At 40.7% G+C, this 24,301-nt stretch carries 24 protein-coding genes, 1 tRNA gene and 1 riboswitch; of the genes, 7 read left to right on the top strand and 18 right to left on the bottom strand.

The features are described from left to right. Window positions 1-6: 6 nt before the first annotated feature. Window positions 7-1,578, bottom strand: coding sequence for a glycosyltransferase (locus RZ44_RS07780; RefSeq protein WP_035810147.1), 1,572 nt, complete (start codon window positions 1,576-1,578; stop codon window positions 7-9). Window positions 1,579-1,882: 304 nt separating this feature from the next. Continuing rightward, window positions 1,883-3,325, bottom strand: a complete 1,443-nt coding sequence (locus RZ44_RS07775) for a vWA domain-containing protein (protein ID WP_035810139.1) — start codon at window positions 3,323-3,325, stop codon at window positions 1,883-1,885. Window positions 3,326-3,886: 561 nt separating this feature from the next. On the opposite strand from RZ44_RS07775, the gene RZ44_RS07770 reads away from it, so the two are divergent. After that, window positions 3,887-4,288: a DoxX family protein gene (locus tag RZ44_RS07770; RefSeq protein WP_035810138.1), complete on the top strand. Its 402-nt coding sequence runs from the start codon at window positions 3,887-3,889 to the stop codon at window positions 4,286-4,288. A 515-nt stretch (window positions 4,289-4,803) separates the two neighbouring features. Next, window positions 4,804-5,430 carry a hypothetical protein gene (locus RZ44_RS11320; RefSeq protein WP_171816120.1) on the top strand — a complete coding sequence of 209 codons (627 nt, stop codon included), beginning with the start codon at window positions 4,804-4,806 and terminating at the stop codon, window positions 5,428-5,430. A 200-nt stretch (window positions 5,431-5,630) separates the two neighbouring features. Here the strand turns inward: RZ44_RS11320 and RZ44_RS07760 are convergent, their stop codons facing one another. Next, window positions 5,631-6,308 carry a TVP38/TMEM64 family protein gene (locus RZ44_RS07760; RefSeq protein WP_035810135.1) on the bottom strand — a complete coding sequence of 226 codons (678 nt, stop codon included), beginning with the start codon at window positions 6,306-6,308 and terminating at the stop codon, window positions 5,631-5,633. A gap of 211 nt (window positions 6,309-6,519) precedes the next feature. On the opposite strand from RZ44_RS07760, the gene RZ44_RS07755 reads away from it, so the two are divergent. Continuing rightward, a complete protein-coding gene (locus RZ44_RS07755; RefSeq protein WP_035810133.1) occupies window positions 6,520-6,792 on the top strand; it encodes a hypothetical protein in 273 nt (90 codons plus the stop codon). Between the two features lie 120 nt (window positions 6,793-6,912). Further along, window positions 6,913-7,914, top strand: a complete 1,002-nt coding sequence (locus RZ44_RS07750) for an LLM class flavin-dependent oxidoreductase (RefSeq protein ID WP_035810132.1) — start codon at window positions 6,913-6,915, stop codon at window positions 7,912-7,914. Between the two features lie 135 nt (window positions 7,915-8,049). Here RZ44_RS07750 and RZ44_RS07745 read toward each other — a convergent pair whose 3' ends face one another. Both RZ44_RS07745 and RZ44_RS07740 read right to left on the bottom strand, forming a co-directional pair. Next, a complete protein-coding gene (locus RZ44_RS07745) occupies window positions 8,050-8,463 on the bottom strand; it encodes a universal stress protein (RefSeq protein WP_035810130.1) in 414 nt (137 codons plus the stop codon). A gap of 19 nt (window positions 8,464-8,482) precedes the next feature. Beyond that, a complete protein-coding gene (locus RZ44_RS07740; RefSeq protein ID WP_035810128.1) occupies window positions 8,483-9,934 on the bottom strand; it encodes a SulP family inorganic anion transporter in 1,452 nt (483 codons plus the stop codon). A gap of 129 nt (window positions 9,935-10,063) precedes the next feature. On the opposite strand from RZ44_RS07740, the gene RZ44_RS07735 reads away from it, so the two are divergent. After that, window positions 10,064-10,606 carry a recombinase family protein gene (locus RZ44_RS07735; protein ID WP_035810126.1) on the top strand — a complete coding sequence of 181 codons (543 nt, stop codon included), beginning with the start codon at window positions 10,064-10,066 and terminating at the stop codon, window positions 10,604-10,606. A 43-nt stretch (window positions 10,607-10,649) separates the two neighbouring features. Here RZ44_RS07735 and brnQ read toward each other — a convergent pair whose 3' ends face one another. The 6 genes from brnQ to RZ44_RS07705 all read right to left on the bottom strand — a co-directional run bounded on the left by brnQ (window position 10,650) and on the right by RZ44_RS07705 (window position 15,398). Then, the gene (gene brnQ, locus RZ44_RS07730) at window positions 10,650-12,002 is read right to left on the bottom strand and encodes a branched-chain amino acid transport system II carrier protein (RefSeq protein WP_035810124.1); all 1,353 of its coding nucleotides are present in this window, start codon (window positions 12,000-12,002) and stop codon (window positions 10,650-10,652) included. A gap of 38 nt (window positions 12,003-12,040) precedes the next feature. After that, window positions 12,041-13,207 (bottom strand): NAD(P)/FAD-dependent oxidoreductase, encoded by a 1,167-nt coding sequence (locus tag RZ44_RS07725; protein ID WP_035810123.1) that lies wholly within the window; start codon window positions 13,205-13,207, stop codon window positions 12,041-12,043. Between the two features lie 28 nt (window positions 13,208-13,235). Continuing rightward, entirely contained in the window at window positions 13,236-14,447 is a 1,212-nt protein-coding gene (locus RZ44_RS07720) for an NAD(P)/FAD-dependent oxidoreductase (RefSeq protein ID WP_035810122.1), read from the bottom strand. Window positions 14,448-14,449: 2 nt separating this feature from the next. Beyond that, a complete protein-coding gene (locus tag RZ44_RS07715) occupies window positions 14,450-14,767 on the bottom strand; it encodes a (2Fe-2S)-binding protein (protein WP_035810121.1) in 318 nt (105 codons plus the stop codon). 1 nt (window position 14,768) lies between these two features. After that, on the bottom strand, window positions 14,769-15,029 hold the full coding sequence (locus tag RZ44_RS07710) for a (2Fe-2S)-binding protein (RefSeq protein WP_035810120.1): 261 nt from the start codon (window positions 15,027-15,029) through the stop codon (window positions 14,769-14,771). 287 nt (window positions 15,030-15,316) lie between these two features. Beyond that, window positions 15,317-15,398 (bottom strand) — tRNA-Leu (locus tag RZ44_RS07705). Window positions 15,399-15,530: 132 nt separating this feature from the next. Between RZ44_RS07705 and RZ44_RS07700 the strand changes: the two genes are divergently transcribed. Continuing rightward, on the top strand, window positions 15,531-16,178 hold the full coding sequence (locus RZ44_RS07700; RefSeq protein ID WP_035810119.1) for an HD domain-containing protein: 648 nt from the start codon (window positions 15,531-15,533) through the stop codon (window positions 16,176-16,178). A gap of 55 nt (window positions 16,179-16,233) precedes the next feature. Here the strand turns inward: RZ44_RS07700 and RZ44_RS07695 are convergent, their stop codons facing one another. Beyond that, window positions 16,234-16,755: a hypothetical protein gene (locus RZ44_RS07695; RefSeq protein WP_141638998.1), complete on the bottom strand. Its 522-nt coding sequence runs from the start codon at window positions 16,753-16,755 to the stop codon at window positions 16,234-16,236. Window positions 16,756-16,986: 231 nt separating this feature from the next. Here RZ44_RS07695 and RZ44_RS07690 point away from each other — a divergent pair, with 231 nt between their 5' ends. Continuing rightward, the gene (locus RZ44_RS07690) at window positions 16,987-17,604 is read left to right on the top strand and encodes an NAD(P)-dependent oxidoreductase (protein ID WP_035810116.1); all 618 of its coding nucleotides are present in this window, start codon (window positions 16,987-16,989) and stop codon (window positions 17,602-17,604) included. Window positions 17,605-17,653: 49 nt separating this feature from the next. On the opposite strand, the gene RZ44_RS11315 is transcribed toward RZ44_RS07690, so the two are convergent. The 6 genes from RZ44_RS11315 to RZ44_RS07665 all read right to left on the bottom strand — a co-directional run bounded on the left by RZ44_RS11315 (window position 17,654) and on the right by RZ44_RS07665 (window position 24,297). Beyond that, on the bottom strand, window positions 17,654-17,827 hold the full coding sequence (locus RZ44_RS11315; protein ID WP_171816119.1) for a hypothetical protein: 174 nt from the start codon (window positions 17,825-17,827) through the stop codon (window positions 17,654-17,656). A 69-nt stretch (window positions 17,828-17,896) separates the two neighbouring features. Beyond that, window positions 17,897-18,000: riboswitch (SAM riboswitch) on the bottom strand. Between the two features lie 70 nt (window positions 18,001-18,070). Next, window positions 18,071-19,480: a sodium:solute symporter family protein gene (locus RZ44_RS07685; RefSeq protein ID WP_035810115.1), complete on the bottom strand. Its 1,410-nt coding sequence runs from the start codon at window positions 19,478-19,480 to the stop codon at window positions 18,071-18,073. Between the two features lie 154 nt (window positions 19,481-19,634). After that, a complete protein-coding gene (locus RZ44_RS07680; protein ID WP_035810114.1) occupies window positions 19,635-20,591 on the bottom strand; it encodes a 2-hydroxyacid dehydrogenase in 957 nt (318 codons plus the stop codon). 189 nt (window positions 20,592-20,780) lie between these two features. Beyond that, the gene (locus RZ44_RS11465; RefSeq protein ID WP_035810113.1) at window positions 20,781-21,503 is read right to left on the bottom strand and encodes a transglycosylase family protein; all 723 of its coding nucleotides are present in this window, start codon (window positions 21,501-21,503) and stop codon (window positions 20,781-20,783) included. A 336-nt stretch (window positions 21,504-21,839) separates the two neighbouring features. Continuing rightward, window positions 21,840-22,727, bottom strand: a complete 888-nt coding sequence (locus RZ44_RS07670; protein ID WP_035810112.1) for a hypothetical protein — start codon at window positions 22,725-22,727, stop codon at window positions 21,840-21,842. A gap of 103 nt (window positions 22,728-22,830) precedes the next feature. Further along, window positions 22,831-24,297, bottom strand: a complete 1,467-nt coding sequence (locus tag RZ44_RS07665) for a carbon starvation CstA family protein (RefSeq protein ID WP_035810111.1) — start codon at window positions 24,295-24,297, stop codon at window positions 22,831-22,833. Between the last annotated feature and the right edge of the window lie 4 nt (window positions 24,298-24,301).

The following is a 24,301-nucleotide window of genomic DNA, read 5'->3' as shown; positions in this document are numbered from 1 at the left end:
TAATCCTTAAAGCAGTTTATCTGCGAGAGAAAACCATAGTTTCTGATAGATTTCTTTGCTAAATTTCGTTTGTATTGTTTTATCTGCTTCATTGCCCATATCTCTTGTTTTTTCAGGGTTTTTCAGCATTTGTATGATTCTTTCTGATAATGCTTCTATGTCATTTTTTTCTATGAGAAAACCATTTACACCATCTTCAATCATGTCAGATGGGCCATACCTTATATTATAACTGACGACTGGTGTTTTATTTGCCATGCTTTCCATGACCGCAAGGGAGAAACCTTCAGCGTTGGAAGTCAGGACGGATAAAGCACCGCTTTGGTATATTTTTCCTGGATTCTGAGTATATCCCTTAATCAGCACGTTATCATCGAGCTCCAATGATTCTATCATGCCTGCATATTCTTTTTCTTTATCCCCCGAGCCCCAAATTTCTAATTTAGCTTCCGGTACTTCCGCGATGACTTTTTTGAATGCCTGGATGATATGGTCTATATTTTTGATTCCTGAAAATCTTGATACGATGACAACTTTAGACATGTCTCTTTCACTTTGACTGCTGTTTTGCTTTACAGTGGTAAAAATAGATTTTAATCCTTTGATTTTAGAGACATTCGGATCATAATAGTTTGGAATCACATAAACTTTGTCTTCATGTCCATAACGGCTGACTATATCATGTTTCTGTTTTTCTGTAAGAACGATAAGTGCATCGACACTTTGTATATTTTCTATTGCAAAGCCGTTTCGTTTATTCAGTTCGGAATCAGGATTATCTGGATTTTTAAGGTGGTTGCTGTGCATACGCAGTGCTTTTGTTGTGTATGAATGTTTCAGTTTAACAAGCAGTTCGTCGGTGCTGCGTGTATCAGAAATGGCCATTACTCTTGACTTCGATTCGTTCAATACACTTTTTAACCAGTAGAGTTTATGGGGCACAGTGTTGCCAGTTGTTTCACTGATGACTTCATTATTTGAACCGAAATGGATAACCCGGCTAATTTTCCCAGTGGAAGACTCGCGCCAGAAACTAAAGATGGCCTTTCCTCTTTTGTCAAAGAACACTTGCTGCTTGAACTTGTTGTCTTCATAGCTGAAATACTGTACTCTGCTTACCTGACCGTAATAGTTATAATTCTCTCGTCTCATCCTGTAGCGGTTTTCATTGAAGTAGTCTATGAAATCGAGAGTGTTATCATCCCGAAGAGCGATATATTTTTCATATATCCCATTGTTGTATAGTCTATAAGCATTGTAGTTCTTCCTCTGGGTTATGGCATAGCTTTTTTCATAATCGGAAAGGTTTACTTTCAATTTACGGATATTAACCTTATCTTTATCAGTGTATAATGCCAGTTCCTCAAACATATTACGTATAACAACTTTTTCGCTGACCTTACCCATTTCTTTGAGCTTTTTACAGATTATCGGGAAACGTGGTTCATAGTGGAATGTCAGTATCTGGGTATCATAGCCGGCATCAGCAAAAGTACTGGCCTGCCTCAGAGATGCGTGCGTAAGCCCGCCCTTATTTACGTCTATGGAATTAAGTAGAATAATAATCCTGGGTTTCATAAAATCATCCTTATATGATTCTCATTCATTAGAGTACTATTATATTACTTTGAATCTATAACAAAAGAAAAGTTTTGCGTACATATATTTACTTAAATACAAGCTTAACGAATTGTGCAGCCTTAAATTACTATTTTAACATGTATAGACTGCATACCCTTAACTCGACCATTCTAATAAAAAGACGATACGATGAGAATTACCATAAATAGAACACATTAAATATATTCATGATGAATATGCCCTTACAAAAAATAGAACTATCCGGGAAAACCGGATAGTTCTAGCTCAAGGGAAACTTCAATTATTCTTCAATATCTTCCTTATAATCACTTTCAATTTCATCAAACTCCTGGTTCACAGAATCACGGAGTTTTTCTTTCTCTGAATCAATATCATCTCCAGCGTCTTCATAGTTCTCACTTAAGAAGTCTCTAACAATCAGGTATCTCTCTTCTGCCCATTCTCTGGCTTTAGGGTAGCGGAACTCTTGTGAACTATTCATCGATACATCATTTAAGACACCATCAATGCTATTATCTGTCTGACGGTTCGCTGTATTTGCTGCATTAACCACCCCAGTTCGATCAAGATGCTGGTCGTTACTTGCTTGAGTTATATTTTTAAGATTCTCATTTGACCAATCACGGTACTTATTAAATAAGTTTAGTTTCTCACGTTTTAATATTCTGGATAATTCATCTGGATTTGTTGCTGACAAGTACTCTCCACCATTAGCTTCTGTAATATCCACTAATGATTGCACTTCATCGTCTTGAATGTCAAAACCAATGATATTTAGAACTGTTTCGATATTCTCATCTTCTGGAAGGTCTTGGACAGCTGCCACAGGATCTCCATTACAAGTCTCCTGTCCATCGCTGACAACGTAAATTGTATGACTACCAGTAGATTCACTATTCTCAATTACCTTACCTACTTCTTCAATCGCAAGTGCTAAGGGTGTGAAACCTTCACTACCATATTGATTTAGAGCTTCATTAAATTCATTCTCTTCATATTCACCAATTGGGAAGGTCTCTTCAACTGCAGAACATGAATCACTTTCCTCATCGCTGTCTTTACTGAAGCCATAGTTAATCAGACTTACTTGAGTACCATTTGGCATATCTTCAACAAATTGATTCACTGATTCTTTTGCCGCGTCCATCTTAGTCTGTCCATCTATTTCATCAGCCATGCTGCCACTGTTATCCATTAAAATATAGACATTGTTTCTAAGCGACAACTCACCATCCTCAACCTTTAAGCCTCCGGGCTGGTCAGTTAAATCAACTAACTCAGCAGAGAAGTCTTGAAAGTACTTAATTCCTTCCAGCATGTCAGGGTGACCACCTAACATTTCCAGTAATTTCTCATAGACCATCTCATCTGTGACATCACCATTATTATCTTCAATGAATGATGTTAGCTCATCTTCAATTTCCTGCCTTGAGGCGTTTATCATTGTTCCTTGTTCTTCCTCAAGAACAGATTCTAAAGAAATCTCTATCTCAATATCTTCTGATTCATTTAATGCTGTCTCTTCTTCTGTCGTTTCATTTTCTTCAGAGTTAGTATTTGATTCATCCGGATCTTCATCTGAAGTAGCCTCTGCTTCTGTTGATTTGTCCTCAGTACCTTCCTCTGTATCCTCTATTTTTTGATTTGATTCATCTGGGCTTTCTTCCGTTGTGCTGCACGCGGTAAGTATGATAAAAAGTGCCATAAGAATAAATGTTCTCATCATTACCTCCTTGTAAATTTATACTTATATTTAAGTATAGCCTATAATTTTTTTAAAAAACTTGAAAATCTGAATTTTAATCGTAAAAATTCTGTAAATTTATTTTCATTCCTTTTTGTAAAAACCGCATCGTAAAGCGATATGCCGAAGCGTATCATAAATGATGCGTTTTTTTAATGATACTACATTCAGATAAACGGAAGTGAATCATCTCTTTACATTTACAGCTTTATGACTTGTTTCAAAATACCCTGTTATATCTTTAGCTAACGTTTTAACCCTTGGCACCGGGCCGGCCAAATTCTCTATACGAAACCACTTTGACTTTTAACGAGCCCTCCCAATCTACCCCATCTTTTCCATCACCTTGAGTTGATGACGCCTTCAGTGTGTTTTCTACTGCTTTATTTTAAGGAGTATATGACTTTCTTCTTCCACAAAACTCAGGAAAATCATCCGAAGTATGTATATTGTATAAAAAACTTTAAATACTTACTTAACAATAACAGGTTGCTAATATAAACTCAGTTACATAAAGTAGTCATAGGAGGATTTATTAGAATGAAACAAGAAGTAGGTAAGGTTATTTTAAGAGTGGTATTAGGTTTAACATTTCTCTTACACGGTCTTGTGAAGTTTCAGGGTGGCCTGTCAAACACAGCAGCATGGTTTGATATGATCGGACTGCCTGGATTTCTAGCATATATTGTTGCTGTTGTGGAAGTTATTGGTGGCATTGCATTGATACTCGGTCTTGGTACTAAAATTGTGTCTGTATTAATGGCAATACTTTTAGTCGGAGCAATATTCACTGCAAAACTGCAGGGAGGATTTCTTGGAGATGGCGCGGGAGCAGGTTATGAACTTGATCTAGCATTGTTTGCTATGGCTGTGTATCTGATTCTTGCCGATACATCTAAATTTTCACTGGATGCGAAATTTTCAAGTGCTGAAAGCAACTGATCAGTAACCTCAAGGTATTCAGCATAATTTTTCAATAGATTATTAAACAAAAAGACCGGATATTTCCGGTCTTTTTTTGATGTTCTGGTGAACCTTCATTGAGACCTCTCGATATTAACAGAAGTATGTGACCGCCCTATTTTACAGTCACAATCACTTCGTTTCAAATTCTGATTAAACACAGACACCGGGACCTATGGAATCTTCATATCAACCATCTTTTCTAAAGATAATTATCATACGCTTCAAAAGCATTGAATCCAATATCTTCATAATATCTATATAGAGTATCTTCAAACCATACATAGTAAATCAACCGCATCATGAACTGATACATTTGAAAATTATGATTAATAATTTAAAGTTAAGAATATTCCGATAACTTTACGATTGTTTTGCAATTGTATTAATTATTCTAAAATGAAGAATAAATTCCTGGCTGCCGGGTAGACAATCCATGCAACACCAGCACAATACTCAAGGAGGAATATATTATGAAGATGAGAAGATCACTTATGAGACTTACAGTTTCATCTTTAGCACTTGGACTGGCAGTATCCGCGACAGGAGAAGCAGAGGCAGCGAGCCCGAACGCAAATATTAACGGACAAGTGAATTCAAATGCCCAAGTTTCTCAACAGAATGGTCCCGGTTTGGAACACCGCCTGAGCCCGGTAATTCGTAAGATTCAATCAGTGGAAAATGAGGTAAATATCCTTTCCTCTGAGCTTGAGAGTGTTGAAACATTAACATCTGAACAATATGAAGCATACCAATCAGAGTTGGAATCGTTACTTGGGGGCATTAACGCATCTACCAACCAGTTGGCAGCAGTTACAAATAAATATGACGATGATGCACCCGAAGTTGTAGAAGTTGACAGCAGTATCGATGCGACAGCGACACTTGTACTTGATACGCAAGAGCTGTTAAATGAAGTTGCTCCAGAAGAGGACGACGCTCCAGAAGAAGACGACACTCCAGAAGAGGACGATGCTCCAGAAGAGGACGACACTCCAGAAGAGGACGATGCTCCAGAAGAGGACGACGCTCCAGAAGAGGACGATACTCCTGCAGATGACACTCCAGTAGAGGAAGCTCCTGCAGACGACACACCTGAAGAAGTAAATGCTGCACAATAATAAAGGTTGAATGGAATATAAATTAAAGATGGAGTGGTCCGCTATGTGGCCACTGAAAAAGTACGAAAGCCACGATTTCCGTCCAATGATGGAAATCGCGGCTTTTTTAATATAATCGGAGTAAGAATGAATGATTATTTTATTACGATGTCTTTCTATGCGAAATAAGTGAAAATAAACCAGATTGCTGTCATACATAATTACTGATTTCTCTTATGTGTGTTTCGCCAATAACGGTATGAGACGATGGTGGATACGAGCACCGTAATCCAGGAAGTGATAAGTATAATTCCGTTAAAGATCGACTGATTGACTGCGAAAGCGCCAAGGGCAACGAGCGATACCTGTCCCGGTATAGAAGCAACAAATGTTGCTGATAAAAAGGTATGCTGACTGACACCGAGGGCACCTGCACCGTAATTGACCGGCCAGTATGGCAGACCCGGCATCAGTCTGGCTGTACACATTGTCAGAAAACCTGCATTCCCGAGAAACTCTTTAACAGTCGGACCGTGACGGCCAAGGATTTTGAATGTCAGATCCTGACCGGTAAACCGGGCCAACCAGTATCCGATCCAGGAACCGGCTAATACGCCCACAAAAGAAAACAGACTGCCGGCTATGACGCCGTATAGTGACCCTGCGACGAACGCTGGTATGGTGACAGGAATTGGAGTTATCGCAATCAGGGCTGTAATAACGATGAAAATCAGCCACCCGGCCCAGCCGTATCCTTGAATTATCTCTTTCAGGACCTCGGGTTCCGGGACATTGACATTAAAACTCAACCAGATTAACAGGCCGATGAACGCTATTAAAGTCAGCAGGGAAATTATTGAACGCAGAGAAAACGCGTCTGTAAATTTATTTGAACTCATTATACTTCCCCTTTCCTGAAACTTTATTTAAAATTAGATGATATAGAACTATACACTCTATTTAACTTTAACCGTGACATTATTAAAAAGAAACAGATTTCCCTTTTTAATCTGATAGAGAACCCTAATACATCAATAGTTGTTTAAGCCGTTGAAACTTTATAGTAAACTGATACGGAGAATTGTAACAAACAGATTGGGAGATATTTTTATGAAAAACATGAACAAATCTAAAATGACTGTAATAATCCTTTTCATTTTGATGTTGATCAGTATCACATTGCTGCTTGTATTTATTTTTATGGCAGTAGATAATCTTGAAGAAAGAAAAGGAGCAACTTCGGAAATCCATCCTGTGACTGAGGAGCAGCTCAGTATTTATGAAATTCCCGCTGCTTCATCTGAATTTCTTATTAATACCGAAGAACAAAAAACATCTGACCAAAATGGGTTGGATGTTTTTAATTTGAAAAATACGGGATGAAATGATTTGAAACAGTTCATTATCTTTATGTTCCGGGGTGTTTTATGATGAGAGTATCTCATTGTAATGAAAAACATTACATCAGAACTTAATAAGATACATAAAGGAGTACTCATTTAAATGACAAAACATATACCATTAAATGTCCTTGAACTGGTGGGCATTTCTGACAACCAGACAATCAGGGAAGCGATTGAAGCATCGATGGAAAATGCCGAGCTGATTGATAAGCTTGGATTTAAGAGACTGTGGTTTGCCGAGCATCATAATACAAAGAGCCTCGCATCTGCTGCAACATCCCAGCTGATTCAGATGGCTGCAGCACGTACAAAAAATATTCGTGTCGGCTCTGGCGGTATCATGCTGCCGAACCATTCGCCGCTGCAGGTGGCAGAGAGCTTCGGTACGATTGCTCAAATGCATCCGGACAGAATTGATTTAGGACTTGGACGTGCCCCGGGTACCGATCAAAGAACATCCCAGCTGATTACACGCACAAGCAGCGACGCTCAAAACTTTGCAAATTCTATTTATGACCTCATGGGCTGGTTCAGCGACGAAGGACTGGGCCACAGCGTACCTGTGACTTCTACGGTGGGTACAGGCACGAATATCCCAATCTGGGTGTTGGGTTCAAGCATGAACGGCGCATCAATTGCCGGCCAGCTCGGACTGCCCTACTCTATTGCCACACACTTTACGCCTGATGACTATACACAAAAAATTGATATGTACCGTTCATCATTCTCAACAGAGGCACCGACTGCCCAAATAGATAAACCATACGTTATGGCGGGGATCAATGTCGTTGTAGCACCGACTGATGAAGAGGCGGAGAAAATATGGACGACAACAATACAGATGATGATGGATATGCAGACCGGTCAGCAGCGTAAACTTCAGCCGCCTGTAGACCCTGAAGAATTAGGCTCAGCAGAACAAAGAAAAATGATGGAATCGATGTTCAGTATTAAAGCTGTCGGCTCACCTGAAACAGTCCGTAAAAGACTTGAAGAATTTACGGAGGAAACAGGAGCGGATGAGCTGATTATTGTGACTTATGCTTACGATCCTGAAAAGAGAAAACAATCAATGGAACTGCTGGCAGAACTGTGGTTCTAATAATAGAAGACTGAAAAGTTTTATTAAATCTCACTGCTTCCGTGAGCGGTCTGAAATTTACCGCAAGTGGTAAATGATAGGCAGTATGTACAAAGAAACCGTCCGTAGAGATTTCCTACGGACGGTTTCTTAAATCTATTTAACAATCATTACCGGAATCTCTGAGCGTTTAGCAACTTTATGACTGACACTTCCCATCACCATTTCCTGAAGGCTGTTTAATCCCCTGCTGCCGAGGACCACCAGTTGGAATGTCCCTTTATTTGCAAAAGAGACTACTGTTTCATTGGGCGTGCCCTGCTCATAATGAACTTTGTAAGGGATATTGTTTTTCTCATATACTTCAATAATTTTCGAAAGTTTTTCTTTCCGTTTGTGAACAGTGCTTTCCGCAGGTCCGCTGTGCAGCACGTCATTTTTGGCATCTGCAGGATCGATGACATTGAGTATCGTGACTTCTGTATTTTCATTAATGAAATTTAATGTTTCTTCTGCTGCTCTCATACTGTTTTCAGAACCATCTGCAGCAAGCAGTATTGATTTATACATTAACCTTCCCCCTCTTTAATTAAGTCAGATGCTGTTCGTTCAGCTGACTCAGTTCTTTAACAATTTTACGGCTGTCTGTATTCATTGCTTCGATATAAACAGTATTCCCTGTTTCTTCAAACTTCCTCACTATTGTATCGACTGCATCCACTGCTGAATCATCCCATAAATGAGCTTTAGAAAAATCCAGTTTAACCGGTTTTTCATACTTCTTAAATTCAATTTGCTCAATTGTCGTATCGATTGATGCGAAGAAGATCTGTCCTTCGAAATGCAGTACTGTCGCGTCTGTTTTCTGTTCCAAATGAACGTCGACTTTTGAAATCTTCGTTGCAAAGAACAATGCACTGAAAATTACTCCAATGATAACACCGATTGCCAAATTATGTGTAAACAATACGATTGTTACGGTAATCAGCATGACAAATGCATCTGTGCGCGGTGCTTTTTTAACGTACCGGAATGAACTCCAATCGAATGTTCCAATAGATACCATCACCATGATACCGGCAAGTATCGGCATTGGAATCTGGACAACCCATTCACCGAGCACGATAATCAGAAACATCAGCACGACACCGGCAGTGAAAGTAGATAACCGCGTTGTAGCACCGGATCTCACGTTAATAACCGATTGTCCAATCATCGCACATCCGCCCATGCCGCCAAAAAATCCTGTCACAAAGTTTGCAATACCCTGACCACGGGATTCTTTGTTTTTACTGCTGAACGTATCAGTTGCATTATCGACAATTCTTGCAGTTAAAAGACTTTCTACGAGCCCGACAATGGCCATTGATAATGAATAAGGCAAAATAATCATCAGTGTCTCCATCGTAATTGGAACATCGGGAATGAAGAAACTGGGTAATGAACGCTCGATATGACCGAGATCCCCTACTGTACCGACATTAGATCCGAACATCATATACACACCAGTCAGAATTACGAGCGCGATTAACGGCGCTGGTATTTTCTTAAAGAACTTCGGCAGCCCGTATAATATGATTAATGTTGCAATAACATAAATATAAGTATGAATTGATATACCAAATATATGCTCAATCTGAGCCATGAATATCATTATCGCAAGTGCATTGACGAAGCCGATCATTACTGAGTTTGGAATAAACTTCATCAGTTTTCCTACTTTGAGTATTCCAAGGATAATTTGAATAATCCCCATGAGTATAGTCGCTGCAAGTAAATAATCGACACCGTGTTCTTTAACCAGCGGTACAACGAGCAAAGCGATAGCACCTGTAGCAGCTGAAATCATAGCCGGACGGCCGCCGACGAATGAAATAATTACTGCTATAAGAAATGATGCATATAAACCAACCATGGGGTTTACACCGGCAATGATTGAAAAGGCAATTGCTTCAGGGATTAGAGCCAAAGCAACAACAAGTCCAGCCATAATATTTGTACTGGGGTCCGTCAGCCACTCCTTTTTAAATTTTTCTGTCATAAGTCACATCCTGTTCTTTTATTTTTCTAAAGCAAGTATAACAGAAAAGTTTCATATGTATACCCCATTATGAGAATTCAGAGGGTCGTTTATCGTGTTATAATATTATAAAGACTGGAGTGGAGTTAAATGAAATATGGTTATGTCAGGCCTTTAGAATTATATGATGATCTTAAAAATCAAAAACTTAAAATAGAAAAATATACGGATGAAATTTATACAGAAGAACATGCGGAAAATAAAAGAAGACACCAGCTGGACATATTGCTGGAGCAGACGCTAAAAGAAAATGATCAGATTATTATTACCGATATATGCATTCTTGCAGATTCAACAAAACACCTGGTGGACATTATTGATGTATGCAGCAAGAAATCTGTGAATATATATATTATTAATCCGGATATTACAGTCTCATCAAGTTCTGAATACACCTTTCAGAATGTGTTGAATGAAATCTCCAACTTTCAAAGTGATGTTGTGAGATTCAGAACACAGCTTGGTATGAACAAAGCGGCAAAAAGCGGGAAGAAAATGGGGAGACCTAAACGAAGTGATGATAATATAAAACGGGCAGTTGAAATGTATATGACTAAAGAATATACGCTGGATGAAATTAGAGAACAGACTAATATCAGCAGAGCGACCCTTTACAGACATTTGGAGAGATAACAAAAAGCCCCATCTTTTCAGATGCGGCTTTTTAAATATGAAGTTATTCAGCAACTTCCTGACCGGCATTGTTAATCAGAGTGCCGGTTTCTTTTTTAACTTTCGCAACGACGAAGCCAAGGATGAATCCTATGATTCCGGTAATAATCCAGCCTGCCCCGCTGGTAAACAGCGGAATGAAACCGAAGATGCTGTTAATAGCGTCAGGCGCGATACCCGCTTCTTTCAGCGCATCCAGTACGGCAACGATACCGACACCGATAATGGTGCCAACATAGACTGACTGGCGGCCGTTGAACAGGTTATTTGCAAATATTAACACAATCAGTGCAATAGCCAGCGGATACAGTAAGAGCAGTACCGGTGCAGCCATTGTTAAAATAGTATTCAGGCCGAAGTTTGTAAAAATCAGACTGAGAATGGCAAATACTATAATCCATTTTTTATAGGACACAGATGATTGAATACGTCCGAAGTACTCTGACACAGCCCCGAGACACGCAACGTTAGTCGTAATACCCGTCAGCATTATAACCAGTCCAATCATATAGATCCCAACAGGACCGAGCAGGAATTCGGAACTCTGTGCGAGTATTTCCCCGCCGTTTTCCTTAAAGCCGATTGCATCGACACTCGTCGCACCAATCCATGCCATCGATACCTGCAGTGCAACAAGTCCCGCTGTAGTAATCAGTCCTGCTTTAATGAATAGTTTAGATACTTCTTTTTCGGATTTAATACCGTAACCTTTAATCGATTTAATGAATATTCCCCCGAAGACAAAGGCCGCAAGCACATCCATTGTCAGATACCCCTGTGTAAAGCCTTTTAGGAATACACCGCGCGTATACTCGTCCTGCGGCGCGCCGATTTCTCCCATCGGATTAACGATTGATGTAACTACCAGTACGAGCAACAGAATGCTGAATACCGGTGTAATCATTTTACCCAGACGGTCTACAAATTTTGTCGTGTTCCACGATAACAGTATTGTCAGTCCGATAAATATCACCGAGAAAATAAACAGGTAAAGCGATGTATTGTCGGAGCCTACAACCGGTTTAATCGCAATTTCGTATACGACAGAAGTCGTTCTTGGAATGACATAGAACGGTCCAAGTGCCAGAAACAGTAAAACTGAAAATACCAGAGCAAACTTCGGATGAACTCTGCCTGCCAGTTTTTCCACTGTACCTCCCCCTCTTGTCAGTGCCATGATAGCAAGCAGTACAAGACCAACACCTGTAATCAGGAAGCCTCCCATTGCCACCCATGTATTTGTTCCTGCCTGCTGACCGACGATTGGTGCAAAAATGACGTTTCCTGCACCTAAAAACATAGCGAATAACATAAGACCAATGATTAATATTTTTGAGAATGGCAGTTTATTGTTCATTCATTAAATCCCCCTTAGATTGTTTGAGTTATGAAATTTTAAGCATTAAAACGCTCAAAGCGGAGCGGCTCAACCGGTACAGTCGTTTCTGTACCGTTAATCATTTCTGCAATAAGTTTGCCCGTGACTGCGGCTAAACTGATCCCGTCCCCTTCGTGACCAGCTGCAACATAAAAACCGGGTACTTTTTCTACATGTGAAATAAACGGCAGGTGGTCCTCTGTCCACGGACGAAGTCCTGCGTATGCTCTGATAACGGACATGTCATCAATTTTTGGAAAGAATCTTACAGCTCTTTTGGCAATGTGTTTGACGACATCGTGGCTGACTTTCGTATCGTATCCTAAAAACTGACGGCTGCTTCCGACGAGGAAGTTCTGACTTTCAGTCGGTTCCATAACGAGTGCGACACCGTACTTCTCAGTTACGGGATCAACCTGGCGTTCCCCGCCGAATTTGGAAATCAAATAGCCGAACTCCATAATGTTTCTGGAAGCCACCTGCTGTTGTCTGGAAGCGACAAGAACATGGCCTTTACGCGGTTTAATCGGAATGTCGAGTCCGAGCATATTACAGATAAACGGTGCCCAGGCGCCGCATGCATTTACAACTTTGTTTGCTGTGTACATGCCGTTCGAAGTTTCGATATTAAACGTACCGTCCGGATTTTTATGAAGATTTGTCACTTCGGTATGCGTATGTATTTTGGTACCGTACTGCTTTGCTTTATCCACCATCGAAAAAGTCAGCAGATACGGATTGACGATGGAGTCGGTGCTGCACTCCAGCCCGCCGTACAGATTATCTGCGAGATACGGTGATTCATTGCGCAGATCTTCACGGTTTAGCATTTTAAAGTCCAGTCCCGCTTTTTGCTGCTGGTTAACCCAGCGCTCTGCGGCTTCCAGCTCCACTTCATTTTCACAGACCATAACACTGCCGGGACTGCGGTATTCAAATGGAATATCGAGTTCTCTGCTTAATTCGCTGACCAGTTTCTGACTCTCAAAAGACATCTTGCTGTCGAATCCGGGATCTTTGTCTACTGCCAAAATATCGCCGTCACATTTTGAAGAAGTTCCGCTTGCGACATCTCCTCTTTCAAGCATCGTAATATCCAGACCGCTTTTTGAACCGTAGTAGGCAATGGCGGCACCGATAATACCGCCGCCGATGACCACAACGTCACAGTGCGTCTTTGTCATAGTATTCCCTCCTGTATATATTGATGAATTATTCATTTGTCAGCTGATACTGCTTCCACTGTTCTTTTAACTTCTCTCTGCCGGCATTAATATCGGGGTGGAACTGTATGTATGCATTCGCTCTGATATTTGCCGTTTCACTGACTGATTCCTGAATCTCTTTTTCAATATCTTTACCGGTAAAGTCACCAGCCATCGATAATCCTGCTGTTCTACCCTGTGCAGCAGCCACTTTGGCGCCTTCGATACCAGTAATGTTGCCTGCGACATAAAGTCCCGGAAGCGGAGTTTCCATATTGTCATTGTGCAGTGGAATATATCCGCCGAGTTCCTCAACGAGATAAAACGGACATCCTGCGACACCGGCCAGTTCTGTTAACGGGTACAGACCACCCGCGATACAGACGAAATCCAGTGCAACCCTCTTCTCGCTCCCCGGTATGACTCTACCGTCTGCATTAATAGAAGCGAGCTTAACACCCTCGACTTGTCCGTCACCGTAAATTTCAGTGACAGCTTTACGCAGCTGGATTGGAATCCCCCACATCTTCACACCGTCTTTCGGATAAAACTTCACACCCATATTCTGCATGAAGTTATTTTTCATTAACTTGCTGCCGTATTTTACAAACATTGACGGCGCCATATGAGAAACGTGGAGCAGTGATTTAATCACTGCTTTCGGATCGCCGGCATCTTTCGTTATCATATTTTTTTCGGGTAATGTTAATCCGGCAACTTCTACATCCGCCATTTTTAATTCCATGGCAATCGCAGCGGACAATACATTTACGCCGATAATAATCCCGCGGTTACCGGGTTTTACACGATGGACGTTCGTCATGACCTGTGCAGCACCGACCGACATTACGCCGGGTAATGTCCAGCCCGGTACAGCGACCGGTGATTCAGCGGCACCTGTGGCAAGCAGCAGCTTTTTAGTCTGGAATGTACCTTTTTCGGTATAGACCGTCCATAGATCATCATTGTTTTCGATATCATTTACCGGCGTGCTCAACATAACTTCTGCACCATGATTAACGGCATCTGCAAAGAGTTTCTGCGATTCTTCAATACCGTTCCACCAGCCGCCGCCCGGTTCTTCATACAACTGACCGAGCAGTCTGCCGCCGGCTTTCATGTATTCATCAATTACAAGAACTTTCATGCCATGCCCGGCACAGGTCGAGGCAGCCGTGAGTCCCGCAGGACCTGCCCCTATGATGATGGAATCATACATAATTAATCCTCACCTTCCGGAATGATTTTGCCGCTTTCAACGACCATGCCTTCTTCAACACATGTTAAACAGGCTCTGACTCCTGATTTTCCGTTCACGGTTACTCTGCATTCAAAGCAGTGTCCGATGTTGCAGTATATTCCTCTTGGAGTGCCGCTCTTTTCGTGCCGGCGGAGTGTTCTGATGTTATTGGCTAGTAAAGCGGCGGCCAATGATTCATTTTCTATTGCCTGATATGTAACACCGTCAAACTGAAAATCAACATACCTGCTTTTGTCGATCTTGCCAAGTACCGGATGCTCTGTAATTCTTTCTGCCATGTTACTCTCCTCCCAGACTGCCAAAACTGATCGGCCGGACAGGCGGCTGATATTTTAATGCAACAGTCTCTTTGCTTTGAACATCGTCGTTCGCAATCTGATCAATCACCGGTCTGCATGAACGTCCGCCGCAGTATCCCATCGCTGCACGCGTACGCAATTTCAGCTCTCTTGAACTGCACTGGAATTTTTCGGCAGTGTCTTTTAAAGTCTTATAGCTGACTTCCTCGCATCTGCATACTATTAAGTCGTCGTTATTCATGATCAATCCTCCGTATCTGATACATATTAAATTTCAAAATAAACCTGGGAAACGCTTACAATTAAAGCTTTCATCTTATTCCGGAAATGAAATAAGACCGGATATCTTAAATAGTAAATTTCTTTAATAATGATATTTTATACAAGATAGTGTATATCTTACTCCAGATGATTATAAAACTCAAATACTATTCCCAATAATTTTAAATGAAATATTACTTCGTTTTCTAATTTTTTGGAGCATAAAAAAAGACCACTAAAGTAAATTAGTGGTCTCTCATTCATTAGTGCGGGTAAAGGGAGTCGAACCCCCACGCCGTGAGGCGCTAGATCCTAAGTCTAGTGCGTCTGCCAGTTCCGCCATACCCGCGTAATATAATACTAATTAACAATAATATATAATATGTCTTTATGTCAATGTTTTTATTTCATTTTTGTTAAATACGGGAGAATCAACGTATAATGAAAGTAAGATTAAGATAACTGATGGAGGCATCTTTTTATGAATAAAGAAAAAGTAATACAGAATATCGAAGAATGGGTCAGAGCCGAACTGCAAAATGAAAAGAGCGGTCATGACTGGTACCACATAAAGAGAGTGACAGATATCGCAAAGGAATTGTTAAAACACGAAGAGGCGGATGCTTTTACCGTGACTGCAGCATCACTGCTGCACGATATTGCAGATGATAAAATCACATCGAATGTCGATGCTGCACTGGACCGCATTAAAACTCTTCTTGGAAATAATGAAGTGTCTGAAGACACTGTTGACACAATTATCGATATTATTACGACGATGTCATTTAAAGGCGGTACAGGGAGAAAACTGACGTATATCGAAGCTCAAATCGTGCAGGACGCAGACCGTCTGGATGCACTGGGTGCAATCGGTATTGCAAGAACGTTTCAGTACGGCGGTGCCAAAGGACAGGCGATGTACGATCCGGATATTCCCGTAAGAGACAAAATGAACTTTGAGGAATACCGGAACGGTGAATCCACATCGATTAATCACTTCTACGAAAAGCTGTTGTTATTAAAAGATAAAATGAACACACCGGCAGCAGTTAAAATGGCTGAGGAACGTGAGACATTTATGAAAAATTTCCTCGATACATTTTTCAAAGAATGGAATGGAGAACTATAAAAATGATGGACCGGGATACTATGAATCCCGGTCTATCATTGCAATCTTTAAGCTGTTACCTGCCGTCATTCACCTTGTCTTCAATTAAATAGTAATACCGCTGTTTTTTCATCATCCGTATCAGCTCCTTCTCTCTCGTTGAATCATTCGGATAGACGCTCTCATCGGGATATACGCCGTCGACTCTTTTGAATTTACCTGCAAAAGTCATTTCTGCAATTCTGGTAATCAGAATTTCCGGTCTGAACAATATGCAGCTGACTGCCGTATACTGACCTTCTTCCCAGCCTTTTTCCTGTACGAAAATCTCACCGGTCCCCCACTGCCAGTGTGCAATATCATCATAAAAAACTTTATACTCGTTACCTTTGACTGTCAGTATAAAATACTCATCGGTTTCCTGATAAGTGATATCATACTTGCGTTGAATCCCTACAGTAATCAATAAGCAGATCAGCATAACAACAGCAAAAACAATTGCCATTTCCAATTCATTTATAAGACTGCCGAGTACAGAAAATAATGCACAAATAATAGTGACAGCAATCATGACGCGTTTAAAAAATGTCACAAACATTCCCGGTTTCTGCACTTTATTTGTATATCTTTTTTGTGTCATCCTGCGATGTATTAAGTAAACAACATTAAGTACTATAGGAAGCAGAAATAGTATTGTAAAAACAATACTTTTGAAGCTGAACATAAAATTACCGCCTTTATGGAAAATATTACATATAGTATAGCAAAAAGGGTAGAATAATAATTGAGAATGGATATTTAAATATTCGTAAAGAACAGGGGAATTATTATGAAGATTATAGTATTTGGAGCAACAGGCGGTGTCGGGAAATCCACAGTACGCCAAAGCCTCGATGCAGGACTTGAAGTGACTGCATTTGTACGTACACCATCAAAACTTGGTATGACACACGAGAAGTTAAATGTAGTGAAAGGTGATGCATTTGACAAGGAAGCAGTCAGTGCAGCCATTGCCGGACATGATGCGGTCGTGTCATGTGTCGGCTCGAAGAAAGGCATGAAACAGTCGGAAGAGATTCGGAGTATGACGAAAAATATCGTCGAAGGTATGAAAGACAATAACGTCGACCGTATCGTTTACACAGCATCAGCAGGTGTTCATAACGAATTAAAAGGCATCATGGGAAAAGTCATTATGCAGCTGCTTAAGAATGCATTAATCGATCATCGTGCAGCAGTCGGTTATATTCAGGACGCAGGATTGAACTATACAATCGTCCGTCCGATGGGCTTAACGGATAAAGAGTTCACAGGTAAATACCGAGAAGAGGTTTCAGGTGTGCCGCCTAAATCAAGTTCGATTCCGCGTGCAGACGTTGCACACTTTATCGTTAAAGCATTAACGGATTCTAAATATGAAAACTCGTCAATCGGCCTTGCGACGTGATTAGTAAAAAAGTCCCGTATACTGACAGTCAGTATACGGGACTTTTTGCCTATGCTTCTTTTGACAGTATATATTCTCTGTACTCTTCAACATCAATGCGCTGTTTGATTTCGTTTTTGACTCTGCCTATGTGATTTACTTTTGCGATATTACTCATCGTGCTGTTCGGTTTGTATTCTTTCCAGTAATCCAGTTCTGCAAATAGTTCGCGTACGGTCTTCATATTATTACCACCTTTTTTATTTTTTCAAATAAAATAGCTCTTCCTGAATTAAGAAGAGCTTTACCCGACTTCTTATCATCCAGTTTAAATAAACTGTTGGAATTAGCACATCGCTTTACAGCTGTTGCCGGAGTTTCACAGGGCCAAATCCCTCCACTCGCTCTTAATAAGAGAACTATTTTATTTAATTCATATTATACTACATTCAAAAGTGAATTTCTTCCCTTTTGCCTGAAATCTTCCTTATTGAGCAGCTGTGCAGGTGCCGTTGTCTTTTTTATAAGTAAACACAGTGACAACAAGCAGTACGATAATTGCAGCCGGCACAGATACTATTACTGAGTTTATACCTGTAGATTCCAGATAGAAAAATTCCCAGAATAACGTTGCAATAAGCCCTGTAATCATTGAAGAAAGGCCTGCAGCCTTAGTCACCTGAGGGAACAGGAAGACAGCCAGTAACGCTGGTGTAATGCCCGCACCGTATACTGTGTATGAATACATCTGAACTGAAAGTACTGTCGGGAAATACATTGTCAGTAAGAATGCAATCACACCTAACAGCGGAATGAGTAATCTTGTATAGATGAGCTTTTGTTTATCATTAATATCTTTCTTTATGTATTTAGCGAAGAAATCGTAAATTACACTTGTTGCTGCTGACAGCAGATATGAGTTCCCTGTAGTTACGATGAAAGCTGTTAATGCAGCAATCAGAATACCGCCTACTGCTACTGGAAGTACGCTTGTCAAAGCGATAACTGCCATTCCCGGATCAATATTCGGGAAAATTGATCGCGAAGTGAAAGCAAGAACAGAAATAATCGGTGTCACAATGACAAGTGCAAGAATCCATCCGATTGTGCCGCGCTTTGTACTGTTATCGTTATTAGATGCAGCCATTCTCTGGTAAATATTCTGGTCCCCGAGAAGAAGGAATAATGTCGGAAGATAATAACCCATTAACTGCAGGAAGCTTAGCCCGCCTGTAAATGAAGTGTGAGTGTCCGGTACGTTGGCGATAATCTGATCCCAGCCTCCGGCAGCAGAGATTGCCAGTGGCAATGCAATAATGAGTCCTATGATTACAAGAAAAGCACTCGCAGCATCTGTTGGAGCGACAGACATCAGTCCTCCTATACATGCCAGGAAAATAATAATCGCAGCACCGATAATGGTACCCGTTTCAGGTGAGATTCCCGTCGAAATACTTAAGATAAAACCAAGTCCCTGGAATTGATACGATACAATACCGACAAATGCCAGGATGATAATAAATGCAGCAAGCAGGCTTGCCCATCTGCCGTATTTTACTTCCAGTATTTCAGCAACTGTATGTTTGCCGTAATGTTTAATTTTGGATGAAATAATGAAGATTGTTGTAATACCGATAAGTGATGGAAGAGTACTCATTAATGCCGGCCAGATTCCAAAGGAATAAGCCATGGAGTTTTCTCCGCCTGTGACCGAGCCGCTTCCTACCCATGTAGCGAGAAGTGTCCCCATCAGTACTATAGGACCGAGTGACTTTCCTGCGAGAATGAAATCATCACTCGTCGTGACTTTCTTAGAATAATAGACGCCGAGTATCAGCATAAAAATGCCGTAACCGACGACAAACCAAATTAACATTGGCTGATTTGTAAGTTCCATAAATATAACCCCTTTTAAATTTAGTAAACGTACTAGTAGAGGTTAACAAACTATGACAGCGGATACAAATGTAAAAATAATCAGTTAACTCAATGTTAAGTTGAGGTTAAAAAACTGCCCGTCAGCATATAATCACTGATGGGCAGCCTGTATATTACTTATTTACCTGATAATCTAATCGTTCTTTATTCAGCGCTTTAACTGCCTGATCCGCAGCAACTTCCGCCATTTTATTTCTCGCTTCATAAGTGTCGTTACCGATATGAGGTGTCAGAATTACGTTATCAAGTTTAGCGAGCGTTTCATTGATATGCGGTTCTTCTTCATGCACATCGAGCGCTGCAGCCTGAATCTGATTGTTTTTAAGAGCATCGGCAAGCGCTGCTTCATCTACAACACCGCCGCGTGCAGTGTTAATGAAGTATGCAGACTCTTTCATCTGTTCGAATTCTTTTTTACCGAAGAGATGATGTGATGTTTCATTGTAGTTAACCTGAGTAATCACATAATCAGCTTCTTTTAAAGCTTCTTCAAGACTGACTTTTTTCGCATCGAGGTCTGTATCTTTTTCTTCCTGATCGACATATAGCAATTTCATATTAAATGCCAGTGCGAGTTTGCCGATATACTGGCCAATCTGTCCGAAACCGACGACAGCAAGTGTTTTATCGATAACCTGATTTCCGCCGAGGTAACCCATAACCTGCCACCCGTCGAATTCATTTTTCACAGCCATCTCATGCCCTGGAAGTACGCGTCGTGATAAGGCCAGCATCAACGTGAATGCAAGCTCTGCAGTGGATGCCACAGATTCATGAACCGGAGTGTTCGTGACAGGAATATTGTGTTTGTCTGCTTCCTCAATGTCAATGTTGTTGAATCCTGAACCGACATTTGCAATAACTTTAAGATCAGGGTTTGCCCGTATGACTTCAGCTGGTGCCTGCACGTTAACACCTGTAATTAAACCGTCAGCATCTTTTACTTTTTCTGCAATTTCATCAGGTTTTGGTGTCGTTAACTCATCGTGCATGTCCAGTTCAATATTTTGGTCTTTAATGATTTTTACTGCAGTTTCAGGAAGCTTTACTGCACTATAAATTTTAGTCATAATTCAACCTGCTTTCTTTGTTGTATGTATTTGTGTCCTATAGCCTAACTATAGATATTTAAACTTTTATAAGACAGCAAAATGCCTGGTGAAAAATTGAAATTTCTAATTGCCCGGGAAATATCGTAAAAATAAACATAAAAAAAAGATCGGGATTATTATCCCGATCCTTAAATACTTATTATTCTATTACAGGTTGGCACCACATACAGGCCAAGGCTGTGAACCTCTTTGGTCGTAAAGCATTTGTGCTCTTTTAGTCTGTTCAGCTGCTGATGCATCTGATGCTACACCAGAACCGCCAACTGACTGCCAAGTTTGAGCGTCAAACTGGTAAAGACCGTGGTACATACCGTTTGCACTTACAATGTTAGGGTTGCCGCCTGATTCACATGCAGCTAATGAACCCCAGTTTAAACCGCTGTTTGTGTTAGTTGTGCTTGCAGTATTGTTTTGTGGAGCTGGTGCTGCCGGCTCTTCAACTTCTTCTACTGCCGGAGCTTGTGTTTGTGTGTTTTGTGCCGGTTCTTGTACTTCTTCAGTGTAAGTGTAGCTGTTTTCTTCATAAGTGTAGTTGTTTTGTTCAACTGTTTGAGTTTCTTCTTTTACTGCAGGTGCAGCTGTCTGTTCCTGAGCTGGTAATTCAGCTTGTGCGTTACCATTGCTTTGGTAAGCCCATGCATAGTAAGTACCATCAGAGTTGAAATCGTAGTTAAAGTTGTTGTGGCTGAAGTTATAGTCATATGCACCTTCGTGAAGTGCAGATGCGTTTAAAGCTTCAGGATTGTTTTGTGCCGTGTAAGCAAGTTCTTCTTTGTTAAGATCGTATGATGAAGCATCTGCCTGACCTGCTGTAATTCCAGTTACGCCTAAACCTAATGCTAATGTAGTCGCTAATATTGTTTTCTTCATAATTTGTAATTCCTCCAAAAAAAGATTATGCAATTAATGCATTTACTGTTTTTTTAATTTGATTAAGGGTAAACATAAACTTAATAAAAGTCTTGTTTTCCGAAGACATGACCAAATATAACACAGAAGTTTTTTACGTGTGTTACAGTCTAATAAGAAGAACGTTACAATTAAAAGCAGAATTGTAATATTGACATCTGGCTGTATTATTTCTGATTATTACCATGAAATAGACATATTTACGTAATATAAAGGGGCTTTTTCGTAATATATAACAGAAATATGACATAAAAAAAGTTCCGTTCAGCATGAAGCTGAACGGAACTTTTTGTTTTTTTATTCTACACGTCTGTTTTCAAGCTCTTGATAGTCTGTCAGATAATACCTGCCGTCCTGTTCCACGACCTGATAGCGGGCATATACTTCATAAACGCTGTCTGTATTTATATGTGAATATTCCCGTGTTGCATACACGTATTGGCTGCCGTCAGGGTTCTCCACTACAGAATCGATAAAGACGGAGTACGTCATGTGGTTGCTGTAGTTCCCTGATGCTCTGTTTGCAAACAGAGCATGATAGCCCGGTGATTCCGGGAGATAGAAACTGAGTGCGACCTCATCCTCATTATTGAAGTAAGAAGGCAGTGCGAATAAATACTGCTGAACAAATTCTGATGGATTCGCAATATCTGCCGGCATTTTGTCAGAGCGCGGGAGAACAGTTGAATTCACCTGGTTGGAGTCACCATATTTGACTTCAAATGAATATTTCACAGCGCATGGCAGGCAGCCGCTTCCCGGTACCTGCGGCAATGTTCCATCTTCAACAAGGTCCCTGTATGCCTGGAACTGATCTGCTTCCGGAACGTTCTCACACTCTGTAAGCTGCGTCATAATACAATGTTCTGCAGCTGTATAGTCCGGCTCATTTACTGTATTCTCATTTGTTTCAGTCTGCTGATCATCCTCTTTACTTTCGTTGTCAGAAGTACTTTCTTCTGATTTCTCTTCATCTTCTGCTGCTTCTGAATCATCCCCGTCCTGCTCAGCCGAGTCACTCTGACCGGTCTGTTCTTCAGAGTCATCCTGCTTATCAGCTTCAGAGTCCGTTTCTTCTGATGTGTTGTCCGTTTCGTTTTCAGTATCTGCTTCCGGTACGTCCGTGCTGCATGCTGCGAGAGTTATCATCGTAACCGTAAGTAACAAGATTATCCATTTCTTCATAATGAACCTCTCCTAACTTATTGCACGGTTAAATGGTTCTTACTATAAAATATGCCCTAAATAAAGAGCAGTTAAACTCTTCATTTAAGGCATAAGTTATTATTTATTTTGAGTAAGCGTATTGTTCTTTGCTCCAAGAAGAAATATCTGATTCCAGCGGTGTTTTTTCGCTGCGGCGTTTTCTTGCAGCATTAAAGAATAACAGTGTAATGAACAAAGTAACGACCGCACTGATGATTAATGAAATGTTCATCGGCATATTCAAACCGATAGGTGCATTAATAATATAAGTTGTTACCGTCATCGTCATAAATACTGCCGGTACAACAGCTATCCAGTAGTTTCGTCCGCCAATGAACAGATACATAGCTCCAATCCACAGTGCAATCATCGCAGTTGACTGGTTGGCCCAGTTAAAGTATCGCCATAACAGCGTAAAATCCATATTTGTCAGTATAATTGACACGATAAATATCGGTGCAGCAATCCAGATTCTGCTCATGATTTTTTTCTGAGGTACACGGATATAGTCCGCAATAATCATACGTGCACTTCTGAATGCAGTGTCACCCGAAGTAATCGGCAGAACAATGACACCTAAAACTGCAAAGGTACCGAAAATTGGGCCGAGCATCATCGTTGAGATTTCATTGACGATACCGCCGGTACCAATCGTATTAATCAGTTCGCTTAAAGTAACCGGTCCGTCAAACAGACTCATTGCAGCAGCGGCCCAGATCATCGCTATAATACCTTCTGCAATCATCATTCCGTAGAAAATTGAACGCCCCTGTGTTTCATTTTTCGTTGTGCGTGAAATAATCGGTGACTGCGTGGCATGGAAGCCTGATAAAGCTCCGCATGAAATTGTTAAAAACAGCAGCGGGAATATTGCCGCGCCTGCAGGATGAGTATTCGTAAACGACAGTTCAGGAATCGGTGCCTGATTCCAAATGAGTGCGAATCCGATGCCCACTGTGCTGAATAAGAGCAATGCCCCGAGATACGGATAAATCGTCCCGATAATTTTATTGATCGGTAATATTGTTGCTAAAAGATAATAGATAAAAATAAGGACGATAAATATAATGACCGGTACTGCCCCATTAGACAGGTCATACAGTAAATCTGCAGGTGATGCTACAAATACTGTACCGACAAGCAGCAGCAGCAGGATAGAAAAAGCATTTACGACATGTTTCATTGCTTTTCCTAAAAATTTGCCCGCAAGTTCCGGTAAGTGCGCCCCATTGTTACGAATAGAAATCATACCTGTTAAGTAATCATGAACACCGCCGGCAAATATACAGCCCACGACAATCCAGATAAATGCCGGCGGACCGTAAAGTGCGCCCATAATTGGTCCAAAGATTGGACCAACCCCGGCAATACTGATTAATTGAATCAGTGCGTTTTTATTTTTATGCATTGGCAGATAATCGACACCATCATGTTTTGTGTACGCGGGTGTTGCTCTGTGTTCTTTTGGCTGGAAAACTTTCTCGACAAATTTCCCGTATGTAAAGAACCCAATTATTAAAAGAGCGACAGCCCCTATAAATGTAATCATCTTG

The sequence above is a fragment of the Jeotgalicoccus saudimassiliensis genome, from assembly GCF_000756715.1.
Classification (GTDB): Bacteria; Bacillota; Bacilli; order Staphylococcales; family Salinicoccaceae; genus Jeotgalicoccus; species Jeotgalicoccus saudimassiliensis.
Note: the sequence above shows the minus strand (reverse complement) of the source record. Positions and strands in the feature narration are given on the sequence as shown.

Bases quoted from the DNA above. Each gene is read 5' to 3' on its own strand.
- RZ44_RS07780 (WP_035810147.1), bottom strand. From the start codon at position 1,578: ATGAAACCCAGGATTATTATTCTACTTAATTCCATAGACGTAAATAAG.
- RZ44_RS07775 (WP_035810139.1), bottom strand. From the start codon at position 3,325: ATGAGAACATTTATTCTTATGGCACTTTTTATCATACTTACCGCGTGC.
- RZ44_RS07770 (WP_035810138.1), top strand. From the start codon at position 3,887: ATGAAACAAGAAGTAGGTAAGGTTATTTTAAGAGTGGTATTAGGTTTA.
- RZ44_RS11320 (WP_171816120.1), top strand. From the start codon at position 4,804: ATGAGACTTACAGTTTCATCTTTAGCACTTGGACTGGCAGTATCCGCG.
- RZ44_RS07760 (WP_035810135.1), bottom strand. From the start codon at position 6,308: ATGAGTTCAAATAAATTTACAGACGCGTTTTCTCTGCGTTCAATAATT.
- RZ44_RS07755 (WP_035810133.1), top strand. From the start codon at position 6,520: ATGAAAAACATGAACAAATCTAAAATGACTGTAATAATCCTTTTCATT.
- RZ44_RS07750 (WP_035810132.1), top strand. From the start codon at position 6,913: ATGACAAAACATATACCATTAAATGTCCTTGAACTGGTGGGCATTTCT.
- RZ44_RS07745 (WP_035810130.1), bottom strand. From the start codon at position 8,463: ATGTATAAATCAATACTGCTTGCTGCAGATGGTTCTGAAAACAGTATG.
- RZ44_RS07740 (WP_035810128.1), bottom strand. From the start codon at position 9,934: ATGACAGAAAAATTTAAAAAGGAGTGGCTGACGGACCCCAGTACAAAT.
- RZ44_RS07735 (WP_035810126.1), top strand. From the start codon at position 10,064: ATGAAATATGGTTATGTCAGGCCTTTAGAATTATATGATGATCTTAAA.
- brnQ (WP_035810124.1), bottom strand. From the start codon at position 12,002: ATGAACAATAAACTGCCATTCTCAAAAATATTAATCATTGGTCTTATG.
- RZ44_RS07725 (WP_035810123.1), bottom strand. From the start codon at position 13,207: ATGACAAAGACGCACTGTGACGTTGTGGTCATCGGCGGCGGTATTATC.
- RZ44_RS07720 (WP_035810122.1), bottom strand. From the start codon at position 14,447: ATGTATGATTCCATCATCATAGGGGCAGGTCCTGCGGGACTCACGGCT.
- RZ44_RS07715 (WP_035810121.1), bottom strand. From the start codon at position 14,767: ATGGCAGAAAGAATTACAGAGCATCCGGTACTTGGCAAGATCGACAAA.
- RZ44_RS07710 (WP_035810120.1), bottom strand. From the start codon at position 15,029: ATGAATAACGACGACTTAATAGTATGCAGATGCGAGGAAGTCAGCTAT.
- RZ44_RS07700 (WP_035810119.1), top strand. From the start codon at position 15,531: ATGAATAAAGAAAAAGTAATACAGAATATCGAAGAATGGGTCAGAGCC.
- RZ44_RS07695 (WP_141638998.1), bottom strand. From the start codon at position 16,755: ATGTTTGTGACATTTTTTAAACGCGTCATGATTGCTGTCACTATTATT.
- RZ44_RS07690 (WP_035810116.1), top strand. From the start codon at position 16,987: ATGAAGATTATAGTATTTGGAGCAACAGGCGGTGTCGGGAAATCCACA.
- RZ44_RS11315 (WP_171816119.1), bottom strand. From the start codon at position 17,827: ATGAAGACCGTACGCGAACTATTTGCAGAACTGGATTACTGGAAAGAA.
- RZ44_RS07685 (WP_035810115.1), bottom strand. From the start codon at position 19,480: ATGGAACTTACAAATCAGCCAATGTTAATTTGGTTTGTCGTCGGTTAC.
- RZ44_RS07680 (WP_035810114.1), bottom strand. From the start codon at position 20,591: ATGACTAAAATTTATAGTGCAGTAAAGCTTCCTGAAACTGCAGTAAAA.
- RZ44_RS11465 (WP_035810113.1), bottom strand. From the start codon at position 21,503: ATGAAGAAAACAATATTAGCGACTACATTAGCATTAGGTTTAGGCGTA.
- RZ44_RS07670 (WP_035810112.1), bottom strand. From the start codon at position 22,727: ATGAAGAAATGGATAATCTTGTTACTTACGGTTACGATGATAACTCTC.
- RZ44_RS07665 (WP_035810111.1), bottom strand. From the start codon at position 24,297: ATGATTACATTTATAGGGGCTGTCGCTCTTTTAATAATTGGGTTCTTT.